The organism is Paenibacillus sp. GQ49 (assembly GCF_059759055.1).
The window spans coordinates 383,933-410,399 of record NZ_JCAXEL010000001.1 but is presented as its reverse complement, the minus strand read 5'-3'; the positions used below and the strand labels follow the sequence as shown (position 1 = coordinate 410,399).

Annotated in this window: 20 protein-coding genes; 16 read left to right on the top strand and 4 right to left on the bottom strand. The window is 45.8% G+C overall.

Annotation, left to right across the window (positions count from 1 at the left end):
- Positions 1 to 2 precede the first annotated feature (2 nt).
- Together AC6CIF_RS01950 and bcbE are read left to right on the top strand one after the other, a co-directional pair.
- Positions 3 to 2,954, top strand: a complete 2,952-nt coding sequence (locus AC6CIF_RS01950) for a glycoside hydrolase family 3 C-terminal domain-containing protein (RefSeq protein WP_498197586.1) — start codon at positions 3 to 5, stop codon at positions 2,952 to 2,954.
- Between the two features lie 82 nt (positions 2,955 to 3,036).
- On the top strand, positions 3,037 to 4,338 hold the full coding sequence (bcbE, locus tag AC6CIF_RS01945; RefSeq protein WP_076208965.1) for a bacillibactin exporter BcbE: 1,302 nt from the start codon (positions 3,037 to 3,039) through the stop codon (positions 4,336 to 4,338).
- A 158-nt stretch (positions 4,339 to 4,496) separates the two neighbouring features.
- Here the strand turns inward: bcbE and AC6CIF_RS01940 are convergent, their stop codons facing one another.
- The gene (locus AC6CIF_RS01940) at positions 4,497 to 5,810 is read right to left on the bottom strand and encodes an MFS transporter (RefSeq protein ID WP_498197584.1); all 1,314 of its coding nucleotides are present in this window, start codon (positions 5,808 to 5,810) and stop codon (positions 4,497 to 4,499) included.
- A 30-nt stretch (positions 5,811 to 5,840) separates the two neighbouring features.
- On the bottom strand, positions 5,841 to 6,263 hold the full coding sequence (locus tag AC6CIF_RS01935; protein WP_498197582.1) for a MarR family winged helix-turn-helix transcriptional regulator: 423 nt from the start codon (positions 6,261 to 6,263) through the stop codon (positions 5,841 to 5,843).
- A gap of 255 nt (positions 6,264 to 6,518) precedes the next feature.
- Between AC6CIF_RS01935 and AC6CIF_RS01930 the strand changes: the two genes are divergently transcribed.
- The 3 genes from AC6CIF_RS01930 to AC6CIF_RS01920 all read left to right on the top strand — a co-directional run bounded on the left by AC6CIF_RS01930 (position 6,519) and on the right by AC6CIF_RS01920 (position 8,459).
- The gene (locus AC6CIF_RS01930) at positions 6,519 to 6,992 is read left to right on the top strand and encodes an RbsD/FucU family protein (protein WP_405132000.1); all 474 of its coding nucleotides are present in this window, start codon (positions 6,519 to 6,521) and stop codon (positions 6,990 to 6,992) included.
- A 267-nt stretch (positions 6,993 to 7,259) separates the two neighbouring features.
- Complete coding sequence (locus AC6CIF_RS01925; protein WP_498197580.1) at positions 7,260 to 7,760, top strand: GNAT family N-acetyltransferase; 501 nt, start codon at positions 7,260 to 7,262, stop codon at positions 7,758 to 7,760.
- Between the two features lie 78 nt (positions 7,761 to 7,838).
- Positions 7,839 to 8,459: a TraX family protein gene (locus tag AC6CIF_RS01920; protein ID WP_498197578.1), complete on the top strand. Its 621-nt coding sequence runs from the start codon at positions 7,839 to 7,841 to the stop codon at positions 8,457 to 8,459.
- A gap of 88 nt (positions 8,460 to 8,547) precedes the next feature.
- Here the strand turns inward: AC6CIF_RS01920 and AC6CIF_RS01915 are convergent, their stop codons facing one another.
- Both AC6CIF_RS01915 and AC6CIF_RS01910 read right to left on the bottom strand, forming a co-directional pair.
- Complete coding sequence (locus AC6CIF_RS01915) at positions 8,548 to 12,222, bottom strand: non-ribosomal peptide synthetase family protein (RefSeq protein ID WP_498198185.1); 3,675 nt, start codon at positions 12,220 to 12,222, stop codon at positions 8,548 to 8,550.
- Between the two features lie 79 nt (positions 12,223 to 12,301).
- Entirely contained in the window at positions 12,302 to 14,044 is a 1,743-nt protein-coding gene (locus tag AC6CIF_RS01910) for a methyl-accepting chemotaxis protein (protein ID WP_498198183.1), read from the bottom strand.
- Between the two features lie 510 nt (positions 14,045 to 14,554).
- On the opposite strand from AC6CIF_RS01910, the gene rpiA reads away from it, so the two are divergent.
- The 11 genes from rpiA (at position 14,555) to AC6CIF_RS01855 (ending at position 26,396) form a co-directional block, all read left to right on the top strand.
- A complete protein-coding gene (gene rpiA, locus AC6CIF_RS01905) occupies positions 14,555 to 15,226 on the top strand; it encodes a ribose-5-phosphate isomerase RpiA (RefSeq protein WP_047842431.1) in 672 nt (223 codons plus the stop codon).
- Between the two features lie 25 nt (positions 15,227 to 15,251).
- Positions 15,252 to 15,851, top strand: coding sequence for a GNAT family N-acetyltransferase (locus AC6CIF_RS01900; protein WP_498197576.1), 600 nt, complete (start codon positions 15,252 to 15,254; stop codon positions 15,849 to 15,851).
- A 15-nt stretch (positions 15,852 to 15,866) separates the two neighbouring features.
- The gene (locus AC6CIF_RS01895; RefSeq protein ID WP_017689273.1) at positions 15,867 to 16,328 is read left to right on the top strand and encodes a MarR family winged helix-turn-helix transcriptional regulator; all 462 of its coding nucleotides are present in this window, start codon (positions 15,867 to 15,869) and stop codon (positions 16,326 to 16,328) included.
- 239 nt (positions 16,329 to 16,567) lie between these two features.
- Positions 16,568 to 17,629 carry a cobalamin B12-binding domain-containing protein gene (locus tag AC6CIF_RS01890; protein WP_498197574.1) on the top strand — a complete coding sequence of 354 codons (1,062 nt, stop codon included), beginning with the start codon at positions 16,568 to 16,570 and terminating at the stop codon, positions 17,627 to 17,629.
- Positions 17,630 to 17,644: 15 nt separating this feature from the next.
- Positions 17,645 to 19,354: an ATP-binding protein gene (locus AC6CIF_RS01885; protein ID WP_498198181.1), complete on the top strand. Its 1,710-nt coding sequence runs from the start codon at positions 17,645 to 17,647 to the stop codon at positions 19,352 to 19,354.
- Positions 19,355 to 19,390: 36 nt separating this feature from the next.
- Positions 19,391 to 20,344, top strand: coding sequence for an alpha/beta hydrolase (locus tag AC6CIF_RS01880; protein ID WP_498198179.1), 954 nt, complete (start codon positions 19,391 to 19,393; stop codon positions 20,342 to 20,344).
- Positions 20,345 to 20,412: 68 nt separating this feature from the next.
- Complete coding sequence (locus tag AC6CIF_RS01875) at positions 20,413 to 21,126, top strand: class I SAM-dependent methyltransferase (protein ID WP_498197572.1); 714 nt, start codon at positions 20,413 to 20,415, stop codon at positions 21,124 to 21,126.
- Between the two features lie 155 nt (positions 21,127 to 21,281).
- Positions 21,282 to 21,719, top strand: a complete 438-nt coding sequence (locus AC6CIF_RS01870; protein WP_498197570.1) for a GNAT family N-acetyltransferase — start codon at positions 21,282 to 21,284, stop codon at positions 21,717 to 21,719.
- A gap of 215 nt (positions 21,720 to 21,934) precedes the next feature.
- Positions 21,935 to 22,393, top strand: a complete 459-nt coding sequence (locus AC6CIF_RS01865) for a MarR family winged helix-turn-helix transcriptional regulator (protein WP_433752683.1) — start codon at positions 21,935 to 21,937, stop codon at positions 22,391 to 22,393.
- Positions 22,390 to 25,557, top strand: coding sequence for an MMPL family transporter (locus AC6CIF_RS01860; RefSeq protein ID WP_498197569.1), 3,168 nt, complete (start codon positions 22,390 to 22,392; stop codon positions 25,555 to 25,557). Before AC6CIF_RS01865 ends, AC6CIF_RS01860 begins: the two co-directional genes overlap by 4 nt.
- Before the next feature lie 212 nt (positions 25,558 to 25,769).
- The gene (locus tag AC6CIF_RS01855; RefSeq protein ID WP_498197568.1) at positions 25,770 to 26,396 is read left to right on the top strand and encodes an SGNH/GDSL hydrolase family protein; all 627 of its coding nucleotides are present in this window, start codon (positions 25,770 to 25,772) and stop codon (positions 26,394 to 26,396) included.
- The last annotated feature ends 71 nt before the right edge of the window (positions 26,397 to 26,467 follow it).

Genomic DNA, 26,467 nt, shown 5'->3' with positions numbered 1-26,467 from the left:
GGATGAAGGAGTATCATCAATACCCGATGTGGGACCCGTCACGTTCACTTGAGGAACGTTTGGATGACCTGATTGCACGATTGACAACGGAGGAGAAGATCAGACTAATTCCTACACGCGAAGCAGCTGTACCAAGACTGGGCATTCCAGCCTACAACGTTGGGGGCGAGGCTGCCCACGGGGTTGCATGGAAAGGGGAGGCGACGGTGTTTCCGCAACCTCTCGGTCTATCGAGTACCTGGAATACGAGACTTATGCAGGAGATTGGTTCCGTTATTGGCGATGAAGCGAGGGCATACCATCACCGTGATCCTGAAGTTCACGGGTTAACATTGTGGGCACCAACGGTTGACTTGGAACGTGACCCACGTTGGGGTAGAACAGAAGAAGGGTATGGTGAGGACCCGGTCCTCACGGGAGAAATGTCGGCAGCACTCGTTAAAGGCATGCAGGGAAATGATCCTTTTTATCTTAAAATGGTCGCGACATTGAAACACTTTTTTGCCAATAATAATGAGAAAGATCGGCTAAATTGTTCATCCAGCATCGACCCTCGCAATTTGCGGGAATACTATCTAAAAGCATTTGAAACGCCATTTGTGGAAGGCGGAGCCTTGTCCATGATGACAGCTTACAATTCCATCAATGGTACACCTGCCATTGAAAGTCCATATGTGAATGATGTGGTTAAGGGTGAGTGGGCGATGCCAGGTTTCATTGTATGTGATGGTGGAGACCTGTCACAGACGGTGAATTATCATGGTTATCATACCAGCCATGCCGAGTCAGCAGCAGGTGCGTTGAAGGCAGGAGTGGATTGTCTTACAGATGAAGTTGATCTTGTTGTATCTGCTCTGGAGGAGGCTCTTGACCGGAATCTGTTGGAGGTCACTGATTTGGACCGAGCGATTCGTAACATCTTTGGTGTGCGGATGCGACTTGGACAACTCGATCAGTCGGGGCAAAATCCATATGCGTCTATTCCCGAGTCGGTATTATGTGCACCGGAGCACGCCAAACTCAGTTATCGTGTCGCTGCTGAATCCATTGTTTTGCTCCAAAATGATGGATTACTTCCGTTGCAGCCAGAAGTGTTGCAGAAAATCAGTGTGATTGGACCACTTGCGGATGTTGTCTATACCGATTGGTACAGTGGCACACTGCCTTATCGTGTATCCGTTCTCGATGGACTGCGTAATCGACTACCTCAATCAGACATAACGTATGCAGATGGGAATGACCGTATTCAGCTGAAGACAACAGACGGACAAGTTGTAACTCTTGGTGCGCAAGGTACACTCGTCGCTGTACCGGAAGCCAGTGCACCTACAGCCGCCGAATTTGTACATCAGGATTGGGGTTGGGGAAGTCATACGCTGAGAAGTGTGAACAATAATCGATACGTTAGCTTAACCGAGCAAGGTATCTATCAGGCAAATGCACCGGAGATTGGTGGCTGGTTCGTGAAGGAAGTTGTTCGCATAGATCCTCTAACGGATGGAAGTAACACCTTGCGGACGTGGAACGGTATTCCTGTTGGGCTGAGCGAATATCAGGGACAGTCTGCTGTATCTCCACTCCGGCCACAAGGAGAACAGACTACAGCTACAGGTACAAATCCGAATGATATTGGTGACTATGGACACGCAAGTCAATCACCAGGCAATACACAGATACCTTCTGCATTCAATATTGATATTGTGACAAGCGGAATACAACAAGCTGTAGAAGCTGCACGTAGCAGTCAGGCATCTGTCGTTGTTGTTGGAAACAGCCCACATATCAACGGCAAAGAAGAAATTGACCGCCCAAGTTTGCTGCTTCCGTCGAGTCAGGTCGAGCTTGTCAAAGCCGTGTGTGAAGCCAATCCCAATACAGTGGTTGTCATTATGGGCAGTTATCCATTTGCCTTGCAGGAGTTAAAAGGTATTGCCCGCGCAATCGTTTATATGACACATGCTGGTCAGGAATTGGGGAACGCGCTTGCAGATGTGCTGTTAGGTCATTATGCCCCGGCAGGCAGATTGAACATGACATGGTATGAAGATGAATCACAGCTTCCTGACATGATGGATTATGACATCATTCAGAATGGCATGACCTATATGTATCATGAAGGACCGGTTCAATATGCATTTGGTCATGGCCTGACGTATTCGGAATTCGAATACGAAGCGATTCGTGTAAGTCGCAGTGCTACAGAGGAATCCACCACCACAGATCAATTGAAGATTGAAGTGGAGATACACAATACAGGTGAACTTGACAGTGATGAAGTCGTACAGATCTATGGAACTGCACATACCTCGCGAGTGAAACGCGCTCAGAAGCAACTGCTTGCTTTCCGCCGTGTTCATGTCAAAGCAGGGACACGTGTTACGATAAGTTTCGAGGTTCCTGTTCAAAAGCTGGCGCTATGGGATGTTACCCGAGATCGATACTGCCTGGAGACAGCAACCTGGGCCATCCTGGCAGGGCGTTCTTCCGCAGATATACGTCAGTCGGCTGATATTAAAATTGAAGGTGAGACGATTCCGGATCGTCCGCTTTATTTGCTTACCTTTGCCGAGAATTACGATGCTTGTGCAGGTGTTCTACTGGATGAATGTCTGGAAGGACGTTCGGCAGTTCGGGCAATCACTCCAGAGGAACCCTTATATCGAGAGGAGCAATCGTCCTGGATCGCTTTCAACCATAATGCTGTTCAAGAAGTACAAGGATTTGAAGCCAGAGTGGCAGCTTTTGGGGAAGAGGGCAGTCTGGAGATTCGTTCCGGAGGACTGGAGGGCGAACTGCTCGGTGTATGTGAAGTTTCTGGACCTGGAGGCAGTGTGAATGGGAAAGATATCAAGTGGACAACAGTCCACTGTTCGCTTGAGGCGACACATAAGGTGAATGAGCTGTATATTATTTTCAAAGGTGGAGCAGCGTTACGGCACTTTAGATTGTTGTAGTTGTAGCATGTCCTGAATAATCAACCTCCGAAACAAGCACAATAATGCTGTTGTGTGTAGAACCTGTAAAGGTGGTTGTGGTATGAATGATAAAAAGTGGGACCTCGTCGCACTTGCTTCCATCCCTTTAATTATGACCTTGGGTAACTCCATGCTAATACCGATCCTGCCACAGATTGAACGTGAGTTGAAGGTATCTGCATTCAAGGTCAGTATGCTTATTACAGTCTACGCTGTAGTTGCCATTCTGCTTATTCCACTCGCAGGGTATTTGTCTGATCGTTTTGGCAGAAAAGCAGTCATTATTCCCAGCCTTATCATTGCAGCTGTCGGGGGTGCTGTATCTGGTGTGGCTGCATGGATTCTGGATGGAAATGTAGCTTACTGGGCTATTTTGGGTGGCAGGTTATTGCAGGGGGTTGGAGCCGCCGGCGCATTCCCTATTGTCATTCCATTGGTTGGGGACATGTTCAATGATGAAGATCAGGTTAGCAAAAGCTTGGGAATCATTGAAACCTCAAATACGTTTGGTAAAGTGTTAAGTCCGATTTTGGGTGCAGCACTAGCTGTTTGGCTGTGGTTTTTACCATTTGTGGCTATTCCTGTATTATGTGTGATTTCGTTGATTCTAGTTATTTTCCTAGTGAAAACACCCAAGAAAAAAGAAAAGCCCCCCACCTTTACGGAATTTGTGGCTTCCATTCGGGATGTATTGAAAGAAAAAGGACGATGGTTGTACGCCTTGTTTGCAATTGGTGGAATTTGCATGTTTATTCTTTTTGGTGTGCTTTATTATCTATCCGAGACGTTGGAGAGCGAGTTCGCCATGAAAGGGGTCGTAAAAGGCCTTGTACTTGCGATTCCGTTGGCAGCCTTATGTCTTTTTTCCTTTTTCGGAGGAAAGTGGATTGGAAAGAGTAAGCCTCGCATGAAATGGCTCGGATTCGCAGGACTTGTTCTTGTAACCGTTTCGCTGGGTGTTATTGGAATTTTCGATAATATCTTCGTTGTGGTGGGATTGTTCACATTAGGAAGTGCGGGAATAGGAGCAACTTTACCGTGTCTGGATGCCCTTATTACTGAGGGAGTAGACAAGAAACAGCGTGGTACGATTACGGGTTTGTTCAGCAGCATGCGATTCATCGGTGTATCGCTTGGTCCTCCTGTTGTATCTCTGTTGATTGGCACACAACATTTTTGGCTTTTTGGTGTGCTCGCCGCATCTGGAGCTGTAGGGGCATTGCTCACCTTATTTGCGGTCAAACCCGATAAGGGAGACCAACCTACTTCAGGAAGTGGACATAAACAGGATGAACGGCATATCGATCGGATTGAGACGAGTCGAGGTTATGCTCCTATACGGCGCAAGAAAAGTCCACTCTAGATGGATGTTATTGCCAACAATTCATTCTTATCTTTAATTGAACACCATGGACACATAAAAAACGCGTTTACGCCTGAGAAAGTATACATCCTCGGTGTAAACGCGTTTTCTTAATCATAAGAATAAACCTCGTAATCGTGTCACTCCCATTGACGGGTTTATTTCTTATTTCTGGGATCTTGCGTATTATGTTCGGAATCCTTGGGCTGACCTGTATTTGTTGCAGGTATATGCGTATGAGCGAGCAGAGCATGAGGTTCAATGGAGAAGCTGCCGCTTCGTTTTCCCTGAATCAGATAGATAAGCAAGAACAGAATCATAAACATCACGGAATATCGATACATATCGGTATAACTGGTTATGGCCGCAATGGCGCCAAGAAGAAGGGCACCGGTTGCGATACCCAGATCCAGCGAGTTCAAAAACATACCATTAGCCATACCCCGCTGAGATGGAGATACAACTTGAATCATCCAGGTCTGCAGAGACGACTGCATGGAACCATAGCCAATCCCGTAGATAAAGGCAGCAATGAACAAGGTAGACATGGAGGTTGCATACGAGAGCAGAATGAGGCCAACCGCAATAAATATAGCCCCTGGAATGAGCAGGGCTTTTGGACCCTTATTGTCATAGATCCGTCCTGCAAAGGGTCTAACCAATAACACGGCGAGTGCATTGAACAAAAAGAACAGCGCAGGATTGGCCAGATTGGCTTCCTTGCCATACAGAACGATGAATCCTACAAGTCCACCATAGGTGATGGATAACAGGCAATTCAGCACACTGGGCAGAATCAGCTTACGGTTGAAAGGTGTCTTCTGTTTTGGGTTGGACCCTGAAGCGCTTGTTGTGGCTTGTGGCATGATGGTTGTACTGTTATCGGTTCTGACTGCTTTTTTGCGTGTCAGCGAATAACTCAGTGGATAGATCACAGCGAGGACACCCGCAGTACATAACATGAGGGTTACAAATCCAGCACCCTGTAGCAGAGTGACCCCAATAATTGGCCCCATAGACATAGCCAGGCTAGTCGATAGACCAAAGTAACCCATACCTTCACCCATTCGTTTGACGGGCACAATGTCCGAGGCCATCGTTGGAAAAGCGGTACTGCTCATACCAAACCCGATACCAAACAACATTCTCAGCAACAAGAGCACGGCTATACCGGCAGCAAAATAATAGCCGAGCGTTGCCAGCAGGGCTACGGACAGGCCTATATAGATCATGGCGTTACGAAGGCCCTTCTCCAGTGCTTTCGCGGAATAGAGACGGGCTGCAATGGCACTTAGTGCAAACAGACAGGTGAATAAACTTACTTCAAATGCATTGGCGTGAAATCGCTCCTGAACGTAGGACGGAAGCGGAGAGACGATCATGTGCAGTTGCAAGAACAACAAGAAGTTGCACAGCATCAGCAGAATAAAATCGGTGGTCCATAGTCTAACTTGTGTAGATTGTTCTTTCATGATGATGTATTCCCCCTGAGTTGTGATTCATTACAAGTTGCGGTTAATGAGGGAAAGAGTATGTTTAAATGCTTCCATCTGGTCTTCGGGTATACCTTCAGCAAGTTCTTTATTCATTTCTCTTTCAATCGGAACGAGGATATCGATTAGCGCTTTGCCTTCTGGGGTGAGATATAACAGATAGGCTCTGCGATCCTGTTCACTGGTCCGGCGTTCTACCCAGCCTTTTTTCTCAAGCAGATCAATAATCCGCGCAGTGGTGGGTTGGTCTTTGAAGACACGTGCAGCGAGCTCCTTCTGATTCACACCTTCTCCGCGGTCAACATTAAAGAGAACAGAAAATTGCTCTGTCGTAATATCATAAGGTTTGAATCGCGTTGCAAGTAAAGCTACAGCTTTACGATGTGTGAAACCCAGCATGAATCCAACAGATTGTTTCAGTGTATAGTCCATGTGATTGCTAGACCTCGCTTCCATAATGAAATGTCCCAATCAATTACTTGTTATAACAACTATATGTTAAACAAGTATTTTTGTCAAAATGAAATATTCTCATATTGAACGTACGGGTGCGCTGTGCAATGATCTGAAAATACTGTTAGAATAGTGATGAAACCGCTTTTATGGAATCGATGTCTAGATTGCTTGAAAAATGTAGAAAACCAATTTGCTCTAACTAATGTTGGAGATGACCAAGGAGAGCTGTGCATGCTAAAGAATATACCCGCAATACTACCTCCAGAGTTACTCAAAATCATGTCCGAAATGGGCCATGGAGACGAGTTGGTTCTGGCGGATGGCAATTTCCCCGCAGCCAGTCATGCCAAGCGACTGGTACGCTGTGATGCACTGGGAGTCGTGGAACTGCTGGATGCCATCCTGCAATTATATCCACTGGATACCTATGCTGAGCGTCCCGCTGCTGTCATGCAGGTTGTGGAAGGAGACCAGGTGATCCCGATCATATGGGAAGACTATCGCCGGTTAATTGAAGAATATGAAGGTATAACGGATGCTTTTGATCATGAAGAGCGATTTGATTTTTATAAACGTGCTTCGAATGCCTATGTGATTGTTGCAACTGGCGAGCGAGCGCAATATGCCAATCTGATTTTGAAGAAAGGTGTCATTTTCCCCGATGCTGATCCTGGTCAGGAACAGCAGAATGCTGAATCGAACTGAATAATTACGGCGACGGAGCAGTGGATGCTCTGGTCGCCTTTTTATTTTTACCATTGCGGAGCCAGTATAACAAAACGTACAGAACTGGCATGGACTAGATAAGCAAGATGTAATCTGGAAGCGCGCATGAACGAATGTCAGCTCACTGCTCAGGATACTACAAACTTTGATACAGATGATGAATGGGGAAAGGGAGGGGGACTGTTTTACAATTGAAGAAATACAAACGATGAGACGATGGTCTCCATCCCAGAGGAGTTGAGTGAAATGCAGCACCGAATCAGACAAGCGGGTCTTCCAGATTGTAACGAAGTGGGACAATTGTTCAATGAGTACAGGATGTTCTACAACCAAAATGCTGACATTGAGGCAGCACGTCAGTATATTAGAGAACGAATGGAACGCCATGAATCGGTGATTTTGGTAGCAGAATCAGATGCGGAAAGTGATCATGGGACAGATAAAAGTAAAGTTATGTCACTCTCGAATGGCCTGAATTGCACCGGATTCGTTCAGCTGTATCCCAGTTTCAGTTCGGTATCGATGGGGCCTGTCTGGGTGCTTAATGATCTATATGTGCATCCGGATTATCGTCAGCAAGGCATTGCGAGGAAGCTCTTGCAAGCAGCCAAGCAATTGGCATCTGAGCGAGGGGTTCTTCGTATATCACTCTCAACTGAGTTAAGTAACAAGCAAGCGCAAGCTTTATATGAATCCGAAGGATATGCACAGGATACCAAATTCATGTATTATGAACTTAATGTATAAAAGGATGCTCAAAAAGGCGCACTATATGAATGAATGGCACATTCGTGTCGTCGGCAGCAAAGGGAGGGGAGTCGCAACATGATGCAGTGGATTGCCATGATCACGATGTTAATTGATCATATAGGAGCTGTCTTTTTTCCACATATTATAGAATTGAGGATCATAGGTCGTATCGCTTTTCCAATCTATGCATTTGCAGTATATATCGGTTATAAACATACACGAGACGTACAAAAATACATATGGCGTCTTTTCTGGATTGCAATCATATCACAGGTGCCGTTCATGGCTGCGTTTAATCATTATTCTCTGAACGTGGTATGGACATTGTGGTCAGCCCTGTTGGTATTATTCGTTATTGATAAATTGCCATCCCGCCTATTGGGGATTCCAATTGTAATTGGAGCAGGGTGGTTCATGGAAATTAGCCAAATGGATTACGGGATGTACGGGTTGGTATTGGTCCTGTTATTCCGTTATTTCCAGGGTCCTGTACTTGTCGTGGCACATGTCTTGTTAAATGCACTATATCTTCTGCTGCATAACAGCTCTGTGCAAATGTATAGTGTGCTCGCAACCGTCGGCATTGCTATTGCTCAGTATTATCAAGCGGGATTCCGTATGAAGGGGCCACGTTGGGTGTGGCGCTATTTCTATCCTGCGCATCTTGCCATTATTGCAATTATCCGATGGGTCTAAAAGAATGACCCAAAAATGCGAAGTAAAGAAGCCATCTATCGTCAGTGAATGACGATAGATGGCTTCTTTACTTCGTGATAGTGTGAACTTACTCCATTGCTGTAGAAGTGCCGTTATGGTGCCGGATTGCAGACGGGAAATATCCAATCTGAACGGCGTAGTCCAACATGGCGGAGATGAAGCGATCATCTGTTTTTGCACATGAGATTCCGGCAGGTTCCACATAAGCCGTTGTGACAGGGCAAGCATAGACATATGCTGAATCCTTCGCACCGTCGCCTTCAAGCTGTGCAATAGCCAACTGAAGAGCTTCCGGCTCTTTGCTGATGCTCGCATCGAACAACCAACGTGTGTAATCCGCGAATGGTAGCGTCTCGACTTCGTAACCAGCCCGATTTACAGAACGGATCAGCTCATCATAACGGATGGGCTCCGGATTACAGATGTGGAATACACGACCGGCGGTATCCTGACGTAAGGCCAGATGAACGATAGCTTCACTTGCATAGTTAATCGGTGTGAAATCAACCATCCAGTCAGCCGCAGGAGCCTTGCCAAGCAATAACATCGCTTTGATCATACGATAGAAGGCGTTGCTGTCAATATTGGACTGGAAGCGTCCAGTTTCGGAGTGGCAAGTGAGGTTACCTGCACGATAGATGCTGACAGGTACTCCTTGCTCAGCGGCAATCATGAGCACTTTCTCGGCTTCAAGCTTGCTGTCCGAATACAGGTTGTCCACATGCAAGTCAGCCGGGAACCGATCATATTGCAGGGAAGATTCCCATTGTCCGCTGAGTGCCAGATCTTCCGGAATACCCATCGTGGATACATGGTGGAAGGAAGCACCTGGTTTGCTGCGAATCAAGTCTAGCAATGCGACCGTTCCTTCCACGTTTGTTTTGGCGAACTGATCGGCATCTCCGAAATGACGTACGTCTGCAGCGCAGTGGATAACACGGTCAATTCGATTCTGAACATAAGCCGTTTGTTCAGCGGAAAGACCTAGATTAGGTTGTTCGAGATCCCCTTCAATAATCTCCACGCGAGTGGAGAGCTGGTCAGTCAGTTGTTTGCCGAAATAACCTTCCAGTACGTTAGTCAAACGTTCCATTGCAGTTATTCCATTGGATGGTCGACGAACAAGGGTGTAAATTCGTGTACTGGAATTCATAATTAACTGTTGCAGCACATGAGAGCCCAGATAACCTGTTGCTCCGGTCAGTAACACATGCTCAGGTTCACGAATGAGCGGATACCCCAACTGGGAAGTTAGCTCCACAGGGTGTTCGGATAATTGTGTGATCATACCGTCGGTCACCACTGAATCCGTAATTTCTGCTGCACTGAGAGACAATACTTCCACACGACGAGCGAGAGCGCGGACTGTTTTCTCGGCAAAGAAGTCGGCAATTTTCAGTTGCGGATAATGTGGCTTCAGAATGACCAGTACATGAATGACCCGGAGTGAATCACCACCGATATTGAAGAAGCTGTCTTCGACACCGAAGTCATCATGCTGAAGGATTTCTTTCCATGCGTCCAGGATAATGGATTCCGTCTCCGTCTCAGGCATGACCCGGTCAGGACGATCTTCATGTCTTTCCACATGAGGCAGGGATACCATCGCTTTGCGATTGATTTTCCCAGTCGGTGCAATCGGCATTTCATCCAGCTGACAGATCCACTTCGGTACAAAATAAGAAGGGAGTTTCTCCGTCAGTTCTGCCTTGATGTCCGAAACAGAGAGGGTACTGCCATCTTTCGATGTAAAGTAACCAACCAGCATATTTTGTCCGTCGGATTCTTTCTTCGGAATGACGGCAACGTTCTGGATCTGATCAAGCCGTGCAAAGTGATCTTCAATCTCCCCAATCTCAATCCGGTGACCACGAATTTTTAGCTGAGAGTCACTGCGACCAACATATTCCAGCAACCCGGTATCCAGCAATTTGGCAATATCGCCAGATTTGTAGATTTTCTCACCTATCGCAAACGGGTTCTCAATGAATGCTTGCTCTGTACGTTCTGGCTGATTCAGATAACCTCTGGCCAGTGCAGGGGTAGCGATATATACCTCACCAGGTACACCTGCCGGACAGAGCTGTTGTTCTTCATTTACAATGTATACTTTGTAGTTATGAATCGGTTTACCGATAGGGATGTTCACCACATGTTCGGGAACCTGCTCACTGATGCGGTGAGTAGCTGTGGCTACTGTACATTCGGTAGGTCCGTACACATTAACAATATCAATCTGGTTTCCAAATTTGCGCTGGAAGGCACGAACCTGTTCACCATACAATGCTTCTCCGGCTACAGTAATGATTCTGACTTTGGCCAGCTTGTGGAAACCTTCATCGGATAAGTAGGAAGCAAGCTGATTGAAGAAAATCGTAGGCAGTATCGTAATGATGGTTGTTCCTGTCCGTTCAATTGCACTTGCGAATTCTTCAACGGATACACGTTCTTCCGCAGACAACAGATATAATTCTGCTCCATAGAACAAGGCGCCAATGGTATCCCACACGGATGCATCAAAGCTGTATGTAGCAAACTGGGTTAATACATCACCTGGTTGAATGTCACAATCACGCTGAACCACACTTCCAAGATTGGTTACACCCCGGTGGGCAATCAGTGCACCTTTGGGTTTACCGGTCGACCCTGACGTGTAGATAATATACGCAAGATCATCTGGCTGAATATCCAGATTGGGATTACTTGCTGCAAATCCGGCCAAACGACCATCCACAGCGAGAACCTGACGGACCGTAGCTATACTGGAGAACAAGCTGGAAGCTTGGGCATAAGAAGCCTCCGTTGTCAGCACGAATGAGGACGCCGTATCTTCCACGATATAACTGTTACGTTCTTGTGGATGCTCAGGGTCGATCGGAACATATGCACCACCTGCTTTCAGAATACCAAGCAGAGAGATGATCGTCTCCAGACTTCGATCCATAAAGATACTGACAAATTCACCTTTCTGCAATCCATTGGATAACAGAACACGTGCAACCTGATTAGCTCGTTCATTCAATTCCCTGTACGTATAACTTTTGGATGGCGATGTTATCGCCGGTGAATCCGGATATGCCGCTGCCGTTGCTTCGAACCAGCCATGAACCGTTTGGTTCTCTGGTTCGAGAACAGAAGTATCGTTCATTTCACGGTAAAGCAATCGATCTGAGGCGGAAAGAATATCTACCGTACCGATTGCTTTTTCACCGTCACGCACTAGGGCGAGTAGAAGAGTCTGATAATATTCTGCATATCTCAGCACGGTAGACTCTTTCAACAGTGAACTATCATAGAACAGATCGAGGATGAGCATGTTCTGATCATCTCGAACGTTCCAGTTTAATATTTGAGGAGCTTGAGGCAACTGCACACTATTCAGCATAAAAAACGTTTCAGGGTATCCACCGTTTTGCAACGTGTATTCAATCTTGAGCTGCTCTGACACCTGATGACATAGTTGGCTGAAGGTCAATTTACCCTGAATCTGCAATGAAAGATAGGAAGCTGCCTGATCTGGGGAAAGTATACCTATGGCAAGTTCCTGTTCAGCTGACAAACGGAATAACAAGGCTGCATAAGCTGAGAGGAGTACCGGGTACACCATCTGTTCTCCATACTTCTGTTTAAGTTCACGGCTCAGAGAAGCATGTAATGTGATTTGAGCAGACTCATAAGAGAATGATTGTTGACGTCGCCCAAAATCCAGTGGAATCTGCAGAACTGGCAAGCTAGATTCCATGGAATGGGAAGAAGATGGTTGGTTTTCAATCACTTCAGTTATTCCTCCTTGGTTCAAACCGAATGTTTGTGGATTTGAATTATTGTTTGCTTACATTGAAATGAGAGATCAATTCTTGGAGTTCCTCAGACATGCTGTTAAGGCGTGTGGAGGAGTCTACCAGTGTAATCAAAGATGCTTTTTGCTCATCAACAGATGAGGAAATCTGTTCACTGCTGTCTGCTGTCTTACTTACGCTTGAAGACAAGTCGTCTGCTGTAGCGGTCATTTCCTCCGTACCCGCAGAGATTTCTTCCGTCGCGCTTGATACTTCCTGAATCTGATTAGATACTTTTTTCGCTGCTTCTAAAATATCTTCGAACAGTTGTCCTGTTTGATCGGCTACGCTGAGCCCTGTATCTACTTCGGACGTACCTTGTTCCATAGCACGTACAGCTTGTTTAATTCCAGCTTGAATCTCTTGGATCAATACGCCAACCTGGCTGGTTGCTTGTTCAGACTGCTCGGCAAGTTTGCGTACTTCACCTGCAACAACTGCAAATCCTCTTCCTTCTTCACCAACACGAGCTGCTTCAATGGATGCATTAAGAGCAAGCAAGTTGGTCTGGCTGGAGATTCCCGAGATGATATTGAGAATATCGCCGATTTCCTGTGAACGGCTCTCCAGAACCTCAATGGCAGAAGCGGTATTTTTAACCGATTCCGTAATCAGATTCATCTGTTCAGATACCTGACGGACAACACTGTTACCTTGTTGCGAACGACGTTCCATTTCATAGGCTTCATCTGCTACACTTGCGGAGCTGCTGGCAATCGTCTGGATTACGGTAGCCATCTCGGACATGGCACGTGCACTATCCCGGGTTGCCTGTTCCTGTGAACGAATGTTGGAAGTAATTTGAGTCACATTATTATTAATGGAATCTGCATTCTCACTGTTGCGCTCGGAAACTTCATATAGCTCTTTGGCAGACTGATTTACTTCTTGTGATGTGATTTGCACTTTTACGATAGTATCGTTGATTTTGCGAACCATGGTGTTGAACTTCTCGTTAACGAGTCCCAGATCGTCTTTGCCTGTCGGAATGTTGACATTCAAATTACCCCGACTGACGTCATCAATTCCTTTGATCAAGTGACGGATAGGGGAAAGTGTGTTTTTAACTACAAGGTATTGGATAATCAGGAATAACAGCAAGAAGGCCACAAGGATGATAATTCCGTTTTTGAGCAAGGAGTTTAGTCCCGCAGGTACGGCTGATGCATCTGCATCAACGGCAAAATATGAGAAAATCTTTCCGTTGCTGTCTTTGATTGGATATGCAATGGTTGTCCATGTTCCGAAATCATCGGAATAAAATGTTGTAAATGTTGGGCGATCCGTATTAAGCATTTCTTTCAGTGCATTGGCTACAACGACCGGCTGCTCATACATGTCACCAATATTTACGTTCTCACTTTGAAAAGCCTCTCTTAGGTTGGTCGGCATCGCTACAAGGGAAGTTAATCTCTTGTTATCGCCACCGAGCTCAACACCGAAGATGTAGGCTTGTGCAATGTTAGGATAATATTCTTGCATTTCATCGAAATACGATCGTAATTTCGTTTGTGTTGCTCCATCATAGCTACCTTCTGTAATTGCAGCTTGTACCTCGGCAGGATTGATATCTTCAGCCCACTTCTTGGTAATTTGCTCCACCTGTCCATGCAGTTGATCAACAAGAACTGTTTTTTGAAAATAGTAACTGCTTGCGATAAGTGCTACCCCGATGATAACGATATTAGTAAATGAGAGTAACAAATTTTTGGAGAAAAACGACATGCTTTTCCAACTTAATGATTTCACTAAATTCCACTCCTGATCTTCTTTAAATTAAGAAACTTTAGGGTTGCATTGGTACAGTGAACTAGATCATTCCGTGATCCCCTCCAAAGGAAATTTATGCGACCATGGTCTTGGTTTATCAGTCGCTTTCGTAGAGACTTATGTACCGTATGAACCATAGGTGTCTAATTATTAAAACACATCTATAATTAATATGTCGTATAAAATGTCGTTAAATTGAATAGTATCGTTAAATTTTTTTTAATATTTTACGTATTTATGGACATATCAGATGGTTTATAGGTATTTAGAACTGTTTATTTTTAAATTTCCCATTTTTTAGCTTCATTCTGTATTCTATAACATGGTGGGTAAAAATACATCCTTCAACCAAACAAAAATATGTTGGCAAAGATGCAACAGAAGGCACGGATATACATCGGAAGCGGTTTTATCTATAATAACTACATATGCATTTCTCAAATTATGAGCAGCGGGGGTTTATAGATGAATCTTAAACAGATAGCAGCAGAGCGTGCGGCAGAATATGTTGAAGATGGAATGAAGGTTGGATTGGGTACAGGTTCAACAGCTTATTATGCCATCTGCCGGATCGGTGAGCGGGTACGTGATGGATTGAACATTCAAGCGGTTGCCACTTCAGAGGCTTCGGACAAACTTGCCCGTGAATGGGGGATTCCCATCGTCCCATTTGACCAGATTGGACGTCTGGATCTGACCATTGATGGCGCTGATGAAGTAGATCCCGAATTTAACCTGATTAAAGGGGGGGGCGGGGCTCTTTTGCGTGAGAAAATCGTGGCAGCCAATAGTGACAAATTAATTATTGTGGCGGATGGCAGCAAAGCCGTGCAAAAGTTGGGGAAATTCCCGCTTCCAGTTGAGGTGGTTCCATTTGCTTCTGAGTGGACCTTCCAGGCGCTCGAAAAATTGGGGTGTCAACCACAGTGGCGGATGGATGGACAGCAACGTTATCTGACAGACAACGGAAACCTGATAGCAGATTGCCACTTGGAGGCGATTGATCACGCTGCCGATCTTAATGTTCAATTGAACATGTTACCAGGTGTTGTTGATAACGGACTATTTGTGGATATGGCTAGTACAGTCATTCTTGCCAATGCGGACGGAAGTATCGAAGAGCTTCATCGTTCTTAATAAGGAAGAGGGTGCTTTTCATCGTATGAAAGAACTGCCAATCGTTGATGGTGAACTTGTACTCAGGTGTGTGGAGAAACAGGATCTGAAAGAACTCTACGAATTGATCTACAGTGATGACGTACCTGAATGGAAGCAATGGGATGCACCCTATTACCCACTTAAACACGAAAGTTTTGAAAGTTTTGAACAAGGTATGCTCAAACGTATGGACGTAGATCCAGACGATTCCAGACCCGTATCAATCCGTATCATTGAATCCGACAGACAAATTGTGGGTACAATCAGCTATTACATAGAAGATGAGTTATCCATGTGGCTGGAAATGGGGATTGTAATATACAGATCTGTCCAGTGGGGACGCGGGGTTGGCACACGCTCACTTGTCATGTGGTCAAGTCATTTGTTTGAACAGCTGCCTTTGGTTCGGGTTGGATTGACTACTTGGTCTGGTAATGAACGAATGATGCGTGCGGCTGTGAAAGCCGGATTACAGGTGGAGGGGCGAATGCGGAAGTGTCGTATCGTTCGCGGGCAGTACTATGATTCAATTCGTATGGGGATGCTCCGTGAGGAGTGGGAGCAGAAGCTGGCCCCCCATACGAGCCGAAATGTAAACAACTGATGGAGGATTATTGAAATGCTGAACACGGAGGACAACCGGGAACTGTCTTTACAATTATTCGTGGTTCTTGTTCGGGCCTACAATTCTGTGACCTCACGTTCCAATCGGGACATCCAGAGTCACGGACTGAATACGACAGAATTTGGTGTGCTTGATTTGTTATATCATAAGGGACCGCAGGCATTGCAAAAGATTGGTGAAAAGGTGTTAATGTCCAGTGGTAATATTACGTATGTTGTAGATAAGTTACAAAATAAAAATCTGCTGTTTCGTCGACCATCCAAGGAAGATCGGCGTGTCATTTACGCTGAGTTAACCGAGGAAGGAAGAGAATTGTTCACACAGATATTTCCTCAACACCATCAAGTCATCATTGATGCTTTGGAAGGACTTGACCCTTCCGAGAAAGTGGATGCGATTAAGATGTTGAAGAAGCTGGGATTGGCGGCAGAAGGGAAAACTGACTTGCGTTCATAACGCAGGTCAGTTTTTTTGTGGATCTCGGAAAGTACAGACATATACTGGCTGACTGACTTGCAAGGCCCTCCATAATATAGGAAGATTGTTCTATACATTCATGATCAAGTAGAAGAACCTATCCCGATTGCAAGTTAACTAACATCGATCTTATTCTGGATTAGTCATGAATGATGATGGAGATGTGATGCGGGTAGAGGAGAGGTGCATCTATCAGTCATCAAGAAGTAGGAGAACGATTGCTCCAAGAATCTGCGAACTTAGCTGATAAAATAACGGAGAAACAGTATCTCAGACAGCCTGATTTACTTGAGCGATTTGGCGAGAATGGAAAAATGCGAACCAAACAGGATTCGGAGTATAGCTTGAACTATTTGGCAGAAAGTGCGCTCGTACAGAGTCCAGGTCTGTTTACTCATTATATTGCCTGGCTGAAAGTTTTACTTGAGGGTTATAAGGTATCACCAGAAGACCTGGCGATTAATCTCAATCTGATCAAAGAGACATTGGAAGAAGAATTTGACCATCCGTCAAAGGCACTTCTGCTCGAGTATCTGGAGATGGGAATATATAGAACAACACACCTGGAGTCACAGGCGGGTTACATCAACGAATCCATGCCATATGGAGATGCCGCGCAATCATACTTGCAGTGTTTACTGGAGAATAAACGGAAAGAAGCGTTCGAGATCATTGAAGCCCAGTTAGAAGCTGGGGTGACGATTCGAGATATTTATCGATATATCTTTCAGCCCACCCAATATGAAATTGGACGATTGTGGCAATGCCATCGTATCAGTGTCGGGCAAGAACACTTTTGTACGGCAGCGACCCAGTCATTTATGTCACGTCTTTATTCCCGCTGGTTGAATCATACGGGTCAGGATAAAAAACTAGTGGCTACCTGTGTAGGCAGTGAGCAACATGAGATCGGACTGCGAATGCTCACAGATGTGTTCGAGATGGAAGGTTGGGATACCCATTATCTGGGAGCCAATATTCCCAATGGAAGTGTAATAGAGGCTATTGAGCTGCATCAGGGCGAGGTTGTTGCGATTTCAGTTACGATGACGTATCACCTTCATCTGGCAAAAGAGTTGATTCATCTGATCCGTCATCATCCGGCAACGGCACATGTGAAGATTATGGTTGGGGGATATCCCTTCAATATTGATCAGGAGTTGTGGAAAACGATAGGAGCTGACGGTTATGCTCCAGGAGCCGATGAAGCGGTAGTGGTTGCAGAACAATTACTGGCTCAGCCAGCTTCATGTAATCATCTTGATATGGTTAGGGATTAGGAGAGGGATGATGTGATGTCTAATGAGAGCGGAGAGATACAGAGGCTACGCAGAACGATTGAGCAGTTATCGGATCAGATGATCCGGAGTAAAGAGCAAGAGGAACGGACACTCTCGGAATTCTCGGATATGAATAATGAACTGGTGACACTCCAGCGTCTGCTTGCGAAGAACAATAAAAGTCTTGAAGCTGCACGTCAGCAAGCAATAGATGCAGGTGATTCAAAAATCGCATTTATTGCAGGCATCAGTCATGATTTTCGTACGCCATTAAATGGCATATTGGGGATGGCTGAGATGCTGAAGCTGTCTCCATTGTCTGAAGAACAGGAGAATTCCGTTTCCGTTATACAGGATGCTGCCAAACTGCTGCTTAAGCTGATTCAGGATCTTCTGGATCTGTCCAAACTTGAGGCGGGTCAGATGCGACTTGAACTGGGAGAAGTGGATCTGCAAGAGACGATAAACTATATTGTTCGTTTGCTCGAACCCCAAGTCAGAAAGAACGGAAATCAGTTATCGATAGACTGTGACCCCAGAATCTCTACTCTTCTTGAAGGGGATTCAACGAGGATTACACAGATACTGATCAATCTAATTCAGAATGCGAACAAATTCACATCAGAAGGTACGGTGCGGATACGAGTCACCCTTATGGAAGATGATGAAGTTACACAAATGATCCGCTTTGAAGTCGAAGACACGGGGATTGGTATCTCGGAAGAAGATCAGAACCAGTTATTTCAACCCTACATGCAGACTGAACGAGGACGCTCAAGTGAGTATGGAGGAACTGGCCTTGGATTATCGATCTGCAGGTCGCTCGTTACACTGATGGAAGGTCGGATTGGAGTAGACAGTCAGGAGGGTGAAGGATCAACATTCTGGTTCGAACTTACACTTGGTAAGAAAGACGGTAACCAGTCCGCTAACCAGTCTGTTGCTTCCGCTCAAGAGCAACAGGGGCAGGATATGGATGATGAAGCTCCTTCTGTATCTGTATTGCTGGCCGATGATAATGTCATCAACCGACAGCTTGTTATGTTGCAGCTCAAGAAACTGGGAATAACCCAAGTGGACGCTGTAGTGAATGGGGAAGAGGCAATAGCTGCTTTTCTCAGCAAAAAATACAGTTTGATTCTCATGGACTATATGATGCCATTGATGGACGGTTTGGAGGCAACACGCAAAATCCGCTCGATAGAAATGGATGAAATGCGCCATACCACACCAATCATTGCAATGACAGGTAATGTCATGCAGGGAGAGAAAGACAAGTGTAAGGAAGCCGGGATGAATGACTTTATTGGCAAACCCTTCACGCTGGAAATTCTGAGCAAGATGATCGAGAAGTGGCAGCAATCCTCCGAACCGACCGAGGTACTAAATATGAGCATCGTACATGAGATTGCGGAATTAAACACCGATGGCGATCGTACACTCCTTGGTATGTTGTTGGACATGTATCGTACCGATACACCTGGCAAAATTGAGGCGCTGCGCAGACATATTGTGTCCGGTGACCATGCTGCTGCAACCGAGGTAGCCCATGATCTGAAATCAGGGAGTCTGAGCCTGGGGATTCGTTATTTATCAACTTTGTTTGCCCGGATAGAGCAGTTGGCGAAGGAAGGTCAATCACGGAAAGCAGAACCTTTGCTGGATGCTTTGTTACCCGCCTATCAAGCAGCATGTGTAGCACTGCAACGAGTAAGTAAAGATTGAATATATCTTAATAAGGAAAGAGGGTAGGGCTTGTTCATGTTATTCTACGTACTTGCAGCACTGGTACTGATCGTTCTTGCTCTTCTGTGGGCAGGAGGGCTTTATTTTTTCAAAACGGCCATTCGCCGTACAGCAAAAACGTTTTTGGTAGATAATCCAAATCTGATGCCTGAACCGGACAATGAAATCATTAGCAGTGCTTCTGACCTGAAGTGGCTGGATGCTCAGCCTACAGAAGAGATATCTCTTCAATCACATGATGGATTAAAACTGTATGGTACATGGCTCGGTTCCAATAAAGGGTCGGATCAGACGGTTATTCTGGCACATGGTTATTCGGGGAGAGGCAGAGAAATGGCTGGATTCGCCCGGTTTTATGCGGAAAAGCATGGTTATAACGTACTCATGCCAGATGATCGAGGTCATGGACAGAGTGAAGGTGATATCATCGGTTTTGGTTGGTTAGATCGTAAGGATTATGTCCAATGGACGAACTGGGTGCTTGAAAAAGTGGGTACACAAGGGGAAATCATATTGCACGACATATCCATGGGAGGAGCAACCGTACTGATGACAGGTGGTGAAGTCCTGCCGATTCAGGTTAAAGCGATTGTCTCTGATTGTGCGTATACATCTGTGGAAGAAGAACTAACGTTCCAGTTAAAGCAATTATACAAGCTTCCAGCATTTCCGTTTATACCTGTCACAAGTCTGATCTCCCGGTGGAAAGCAGGGTATTCCTTTAGAGAGGCTTCGGCTCTCAAGCAGCTTGCCAAAGTTAACGTTCCCGTGTTATTCATCCACGGAGAGGCTGATACGTTTGTACCAACGGAAATGGTGTACAGGTTGTATGAAGCCTGCCCAACCGAAAAGGAATTGCTGACCGTCCCCCGTGCGGGTCATGGCACAGCGTTTCAAGTCGATCGCACCGGATATGAGGCGGCACTGAAATCCTTTATGAAGAAAAATCTGTCGCCTGCTTTTAATTGATTTTTTTGTGACAATCTGGGTATTAAGTAGAAGATGCAAATCATTTACTAAACGATGGGGGTATCTTGATGGGAAACGAACAATTTGAAGCTGCGCGAAAAGCAGAGGCAGGTTATCATTCCAATTTCTATCAGAATAATGAATTATTCGCCTCCGGTACCTGGATGTCGAGGCCCATGCCTATGGTGATGGATATGCTGGAACGTCTACTTGCTCACAAGGAAGAATTGCGTGTCCTCGATCTGGGATGCGGAGTGGGAAGGCATACGATACCGATTGCACAGCGCCTTGCAAAAACGAACAGTGAAGTCATCGGTGTGGATTTGCTGGATGAGGCCGTAGACGGACTTCGCAAGTATGCGAAAGAATATCAGGTTGATCATATCGTGCAGGCAGTGAAAGCAGATGTTGAACATTATGCTGTGGAGCCAAACTATTTTGATTATATTGCTGCATGTTCTTGTCTGGAACATGTCTCAAATAAGCAAGCCTTCATGGAAGCGATAGAACGATTACAAGAGGGAACTCGTACAGGGGGCATTCATTGTATTACGATGAGTACCAATGTGGAGGAAAAAGAAATCAATACAGACAAGGAGATTGAACCATTAATTGAACTGAACCTGCCCACAGCCGAGGCGATTGCTATACTGGAGGATGCCTACAAAGGCTGGAATATTCTGCTTCAGGAACATGTTACACAGACGATTGAAGAGGAAAAGTATGATGAACCGACACAATTTCGTTGTGAACTGCTTCGTTTTGCTGTACAAAAGCAATAAACTCTCTGCCGGGACCTGACCATGGACCCGGCACTCTTAATGTGTGGTCTGAAGGGAGATCGTTGTCGGAGTTGAATCGGCACACGACTTGAACTTTTAGAGGCTAACGACTACAATACGATAACGGAAACAAGCAAGGTATAGGAGGAATCAAGGTGTTAATTAATCTGAAATCACGCATACAGGAGCCGGAAGTACAGGAGCTGTTGTCCTACTCGGTTTTTCCTGATCCGGATCACTTGAACCGTGCGTTGCAACAATATGTAGAGAAAGACGAATTGCAAATGGGCGGTTACGAAGATGAGGGACAATTGATCGGTCTGATTGGATATGAGAAGACAGGAACAAGTGAGGTTACCATTCATCATATCTCGGTTTTGCCTGAAAACCGCTTTAAAAATTATGGACGTGGTATGATCTCACAGCTGTTGGCAACATACAATCCAGATAGACTGATTGCTGAGACCGAGCTGGAAGCCGTCGAGTTTTATCGGAATACGGGGTTCGTGGTATATAGTCTGGGTGAATTATTCCCAGGTGTGGAGCGATTCCGTTGTGTGCTTGAAAAAGAGGAAGATACAGACGAAGAGTAGCACGGAGGCCTTTTATTACTTTAAGGAATATATGGATTATAATCATTACAGGATGTTGGATTTGGCAATGAGCTGAGTCGGACGTCCTGTTTTTTTGTCGTTTTCATCAAAAAAAGCAGGAACAAAGTATTGCTTTTCAATATAGTTTCATTATAGAATAGTTTCAAATGAGAATAGTTCGTTAAGTGAACTATATTACGAAAGGAGAATGATGAATGAACACACCGGATGCTGGAAGTTTGGTTAACCGCTATTTGGATGCTTCTTTCCTGGTAACCAAACGGTTTGATACCCAGATACGTGAACGTGTAGGGCAGATTTTGACGATGGATCAGTTCTGTTCACTTCGACTCATTAATGAGAAGCAGTCTTGTACGCCCTCTGATCTTGCAGAACTTCTGTGCATAGGCAAGAGCAGTATTACTGCTTTGGTCAACAAGCTGGTGGATCGGGATCTGGTCCATCGAGCCGGAGATGAACGCGACCGCCGGGTCGTATATTTGACTCTGACAGAGACCGGAAGCCAGGTGTACAGGGAGACAGAACAGGAAATACAGCAGATTCTGGAGCCTTATCTGGTTCATTTTACGCCGGAAGAGGTTCGTAATTTCATTGAATCTTTTGAGAAGCTTGCAGCTTTGTTATCGCATGAAGGAGGACAGGAGAACGAATGAGAACGATATTGAAAGCACGATGGTGGTTGATGGGGTTATGGGTAGTTGTAGCTGCCGTATTGATGTTTACTGCCCCTAACATGAGTGAACTGATTCGGGAAAAGGGACAGTTTTCAGTTCCTGAGGGTTACTCTTCCACACAGGCAGCAGCGATTTTGAATGAAGCTGCAGCACAAGAGGGGGAACAGCAGGGCAGCCAGATTGCTCTTGTATTCTATAATCCCGATGGTCTGGGTACCACGGGGAAACAAGAAGCAGAGAAGGCCGTTAAAAACTTGGAGGCCGACAAGGAGAAGTTGGGCATTCTGTCCATTCTGGAACCTTTCTCTCAGCCTGAATTGTCCGAGAAGATGATCTCAGCTGATGGCAAAACGATTCTAACATCGCTATCCATTGATCAGGGAGATCGTACGGTCAAGGAAATGCGGGAAGACCTGAATGAAGCATTGAAGTCAGTCAATGTGGAGCACTACATAACCGGTAAAGGTCTGATTGATGAAGACACCATTGAAAGTTCACAAGAGGGGCTTAAGAAATCGGAATATATTACCGTTGTCTTTATTTTACTTATTCTGTTCCTGGTGTTCCGTTCGTTTGTAGCTCCGTTTGTCCCGCTGCTGACGGTGGGGATCAGTTACATTGTATCGCAACAGATTGTTGCATTCCTGGTGGATGGGCTCGACTTCCCGATATCCACGTTTACACAGATCTTCATGGTCGCCGTCATGTTTGGGATTGGTACGGATTATTGCATCCTGCTGATCAGTCGGTTCAAGGAAGAACTGGCTCATCATGAGAATACGTGGGATGCCATCATTGCGACCTACCGTACTGCCGGTAAAACGGTACTCTTCTCAGCACTAGCTGTGCTGGTTGGATTCATTGCGATTGGCTTTGCCCAGTTTATGTTGTACCGCTCTGCGGTTGCCGTAGCTGTAGGTATTGCTGTGATGATGCTTGCCTTGGTGACCATCGTGCCATTCTTCATGGCGGTGTTGGGCAAGAAGTTATTCTGGCCGTCGAAGGGTTCACTTGAACATGCAGAGAGCAAGATCTATGGTGCAGCTGGTCGCTTTTCACTTAAACGTCCATGGGCTGCGCTGCTCATCGTTGCAGCTGTCTGTGTGCCTCTTCTGGCAACCTACGATGGCAAACTGTCGTTCAACAGTCTCGATGAGATTGGCGAGAAATATGATTCCGTAAAAGCTTTTAACATTATCTCTGACAGCTTTGGTCCGGGTGAATCGCTGCCGGGTCAGATCGTTATCCAGAACGATGAAGCGATGGATAATGCGAAATATATGGCCGTTGCCGAGAAAATTAGCCGGGAAGTAGAGAAAGTAGCCGGAGTCGCTGGTGTTCGCAGTATGACACGACCTACGGGTGATGAGATTAAAGATTTTGAAGTTACACAGCAAGTGGGAACATTATCGGATGGACTGGGTGAAGGCAAGACGGGTCTGGACAAAATCCGTGATGGCCTGAGTGAAGCCAGCAGTCAGCTAAGTAAAAATGAACCACAGTTAAAAGAAGCTGCTGATGGAGCAGGTGAACTTACCAAAGGAACCTCCCAGTTGCAATCGGGTATCACGCAACTCAGTCAGGGACTTGGGCAGATTGAAAAAGGTATTCGAGATGGTTCCGCAGGTGCTGGGGATCTGAAAGCAGGGCTCCAGCAAGCCAAAACAAGTGCAGATCAACTTGCACAGGCGAACAATCAGTTGCTTGAAGCCTATCGTCAGGCGGGAGCAGGGGTCGCTGCATTGGGGGATGGAACCCGCGAACTGGAACAACAGCTGAACGGGGTTTCATCAGCTCTAACCAGTCTGTCTGAATCCTTCACAGCACTCGAAGAGCGTTATCCTGAATTGCAGCAGGATGCGGACTACCAGCGTATCAAAGGTACGATAGGTGAAACAGGTTCAGGTACAGCGCAGCTCGCTCAAGGTTTGGGTCAGATTAAGACCAAGCTGGGAGAAGCCGCTGCTGGAATTAATCAGGCCAATGAAGGCTTTGCCTCCGCAGCAGCCGGACAGAAGGCTCTTGCCGATGGTCTAAGCCAGATTATAACGGGAATCAGTCAGCTTGAGACAGGTCTGAAACAGGCTGCTGATGGTCAAGGAAAAGTCATTAAGGAGATACCTTCCATCCAGAACGGGCTTGGTCAGCTTCAAGGTGGACAGGAGAAAATCCAGCAAGGCTTCTCGGATCTGAGTGGTCAGCTGACACAACTGACGGATGGATTGAATCAAAGTGTCGATGGTATCAAACAGGTATCCGGGGGTCTGGATTCAGCGCAGGACTACCTGACGCAATTGCAAAATTCACCAGATTCCGATTTGGCAGGCTGGTACGTTCCTGAAGAAGCACTGAACAGCAAAGACTTCAAACAGGTATTTGATACGTATCTGTCCAAAGATCGAAAAACAATGACGATTGATGTTATTTTCGCCGAAAATCCATACGGAACAGAAGCCATTGATCGTGTTCCTGACATTGAGGCGGCAGTACATCGTGCGGTACAAGGCAGTACGCTTGAAAAAGCAGACATCGCCATAGGTGGCGTTACGAGTACATTTGCAGATCTGCAGGAGATCTCGAATAACGACTATACACGTACTGTAATGCTGATGCTGGCGGGTACATTCATTATTCTGGTCGTGCTGCTTCGCTCGGTCATTATGCCATTGTATCTGATCGTTTCCTTATTACTGGCTTATTTCACATCGATGGCGTTAACCGAAGTGATCTTTGTTAATATCCTCGGATTCGCAGGTATCAGCTGGGTTACTCCGTTTTTCGGATTTGTCATGCTGATTGCACTCGGTGTGGATTATAGCATCTTCCTGATGGACCGTTTCAATGAGAACAAAGGCATGAAAGTACAGGATGCCATGTTGTACGCGATGAAGAACATGGGAACCGTTATTCTATCTGCCGCGGTCATTCTGAGCGGTACATTTGCTGCCATGTATCCATCCGGTGTTCTCTCGATGATGCAGATTGCCACAGTCGTCCTTAGCGGATTGATCTTGTACTCTCTGCTGTTCCTGCCATTCTTCGTCCCAGTGATGGTGAAGATGTTTGGCCGGGCCAACTGGTGGCCATTCCGGAACAAGGAACAATCAGATTCCGTTGATTCGGATCGGACCATAGGCATGTAATGCATTGCAATCATTGCAATGAATCTGGCTCTGCCGCGTTATGCGGCAGGGCTTTTTTCTTTTTTTACCTCTACAGAAGAACAGTGGTCTTGTGCAGCAAAAGAAAGGTGCATGCCTAAGGACACCATCCCGCGCCTTGTCTTGCCACTCATCATAAGATATAGAGCAGTTCATTATTGTTCAGAGAAATCACAGCAGAGAGGGGCGACGGGATGGTATATCGATATGTGGCTATAGGAGATTCATTAACGGTAGGTACAGGAGCGTTGCTGGGCACCGGCTTTGTTCCTTTATATCGGCGAATGGCAGAAATGAATGTTCGTACGTTTGTATCCATGGAAAATATGGGCGTAAATGGACTGACGTCGGGGGAAATGTTGCAGATGATCTCTTCGCATCCCCGAGTGCGGCAATCGCTCCGTGAAGCGGATATCATTACCATATCCATTGGCGGGAATGATCTGATTCGTACGTTCAAAGCAAGTAATGGCATTCCAAATGCCGGCAAAATGACACAGGTGCTCGGAGAAACCCGCAGTAATGTATCCCAGATCATGCGGCACATTCGGCAGTTAAAGGGTAACCATGAGTATATGGTCCGATCCATCGGATTGTACAACCCGTACCCACAAGCGACGGAAGCTGCGTACTGGGTGCGCCAATATAATTTGTTTCTGAATGGAGCGGGATCAGGCAACTATGCGTGTGCTCAGGTGTATGACAGATTTGAAGGTCGTGAACGTGAACTGTTGTTCTGGGATAGAGTGCATCCCAATGCAAGAGGGTATCGTGTCATTGCGGAGCAGCTTAATCGGACGGGATATTATCCGTTCTCTTGATCACTTTGGAACAGAACTAGACCGAGCGATGGACTTCCTTTAAGATAAATAGAAGACAGTTCCATTTTGTG

Bases quoted from the DNA above. Each gene is read 5' to 3' on its own strand.
- AC6CIF_RS01950 (WP_498197586.1), top strand. From the start codon at position 3: ATGAAGGAGTATCATCAATACCCGATGTGGGACCCGTCACGTTCACTT.
- bcbE (WP_076208965.1), top strand. From the start codon at position 3,037: ATGAATGATAAAAAGTGGGACCTCGTCGCACTTGCTTCCATCCCTTTA.
- AC6CIF_RS01940 (WP_498197584.1), bottom strand. From the start codon at position 5,810: ATGAAAGAACAATCTACACAAGTTAGACTATGGACCACCGATTTTATT.
- AC6CIF_RS01935 (WP_498197582.1), bottom strand. From the start codon at position 6,263: ATGGACTATACACTGAAACAATCTGTTGGATTCATGCTGGGTTTCACA.
- AC6CIF_RS01930 (WP_405132000.1), top strand. From the start codon at position 6,519: ATGCTAAAGAATATACCCGCAATACTACCTCCAGAGTTACTCAAAATC.
- AC6CIF_RS01925 (WP_498197580.1), top strand. From the start codon at position 7,260: ATGCAGCACCGAATCAGACAAGCGGGTCTTCCAGATTGTAACGAAGTG.
- AC6CIF_RS01920 (WP_498197578.1), top strand. From the start codon at position 7,839: ATGATGCAGTGGATTGCCATGATCACGATGTTAATTGATCATATAGGA.
- AC6CIF_RS01915 (WP_498198185.1), bottom strand. From the start codon at position 12,222: ATGGAATCTAGCTTGCCAGTTCTGCAGATTCCACTGGATTTTGGGCGA.
- AC6CIF_RS01910 (WP_498198183.1), bottom strand. From the start codon at position 14,044: ATGTCGTTTTTCTCCAAAAATTTGTTACTCTCATTTACTAATATCGTT.
- rpiA (WP_047842431.1), top strand. From the start codon at position 14,555: ATGAATCTTAAACAGATAGCAGCAGAGCGTGCGGCAGAATATGTTGAA.
- AC6CIF_RS01900 (WP_498197576.1), top strand. From the start codon at position 15,252: ATGAAAGAACTGCCAATCGTTGATGGTGAACTTGTACTCAGGTGTGTG.
- AC6CIF_RS01895 (WP_017689273.1), top strand. From the start codon at position 15,867: ATGCTGAACACGGAGGACAACCGGGAACTGTCTTTACAATTATTCGTG.
- AC6CIF_RS01885 (WP_498198181.1), top strand. From the start codon at position 17,645: ATGTCTAATGAGAGCGGAGAGATACAGAGGCTACGCAGAACGATTGAG.
- AC6CIF_RS01880 (WP_498198179.1), top strand. From the start codon at position 19,391: ATGTTATTCTACGTACTTGCAGCACTGGTACTGATCGTTCTTGCTCTT.
- AC6CIF_RS01875 (WP_498197572.1), top strand. From the start codon at position 20,413: ATGGGAAACGAACAATTTGAAGCTGCGCGAAAAGCAGAGGCAGGTTAT.
- AC6CIF_RS01865 (WP_433752683.1), top strand. From the start codon at position 21,935: ATGAACACACCGGATGCTGGAAGTTTGGTTAACCGCTATTTGGATGCT.
- AC6CIF_RS01860 (WP_498197569.1), top strand. From the start codon at position 22,390: ATGAGAACGATATTGAAAGCACGATGGTGGTTGATGGGGTTATGGGTA.
- AC6CIF_RS01855 (WP_498197568.1), top strand. From the start codon at position 25,770: ATGGTATATCGATATGTGGCTATAGGAGATTCATTAACGGTAGGTACA.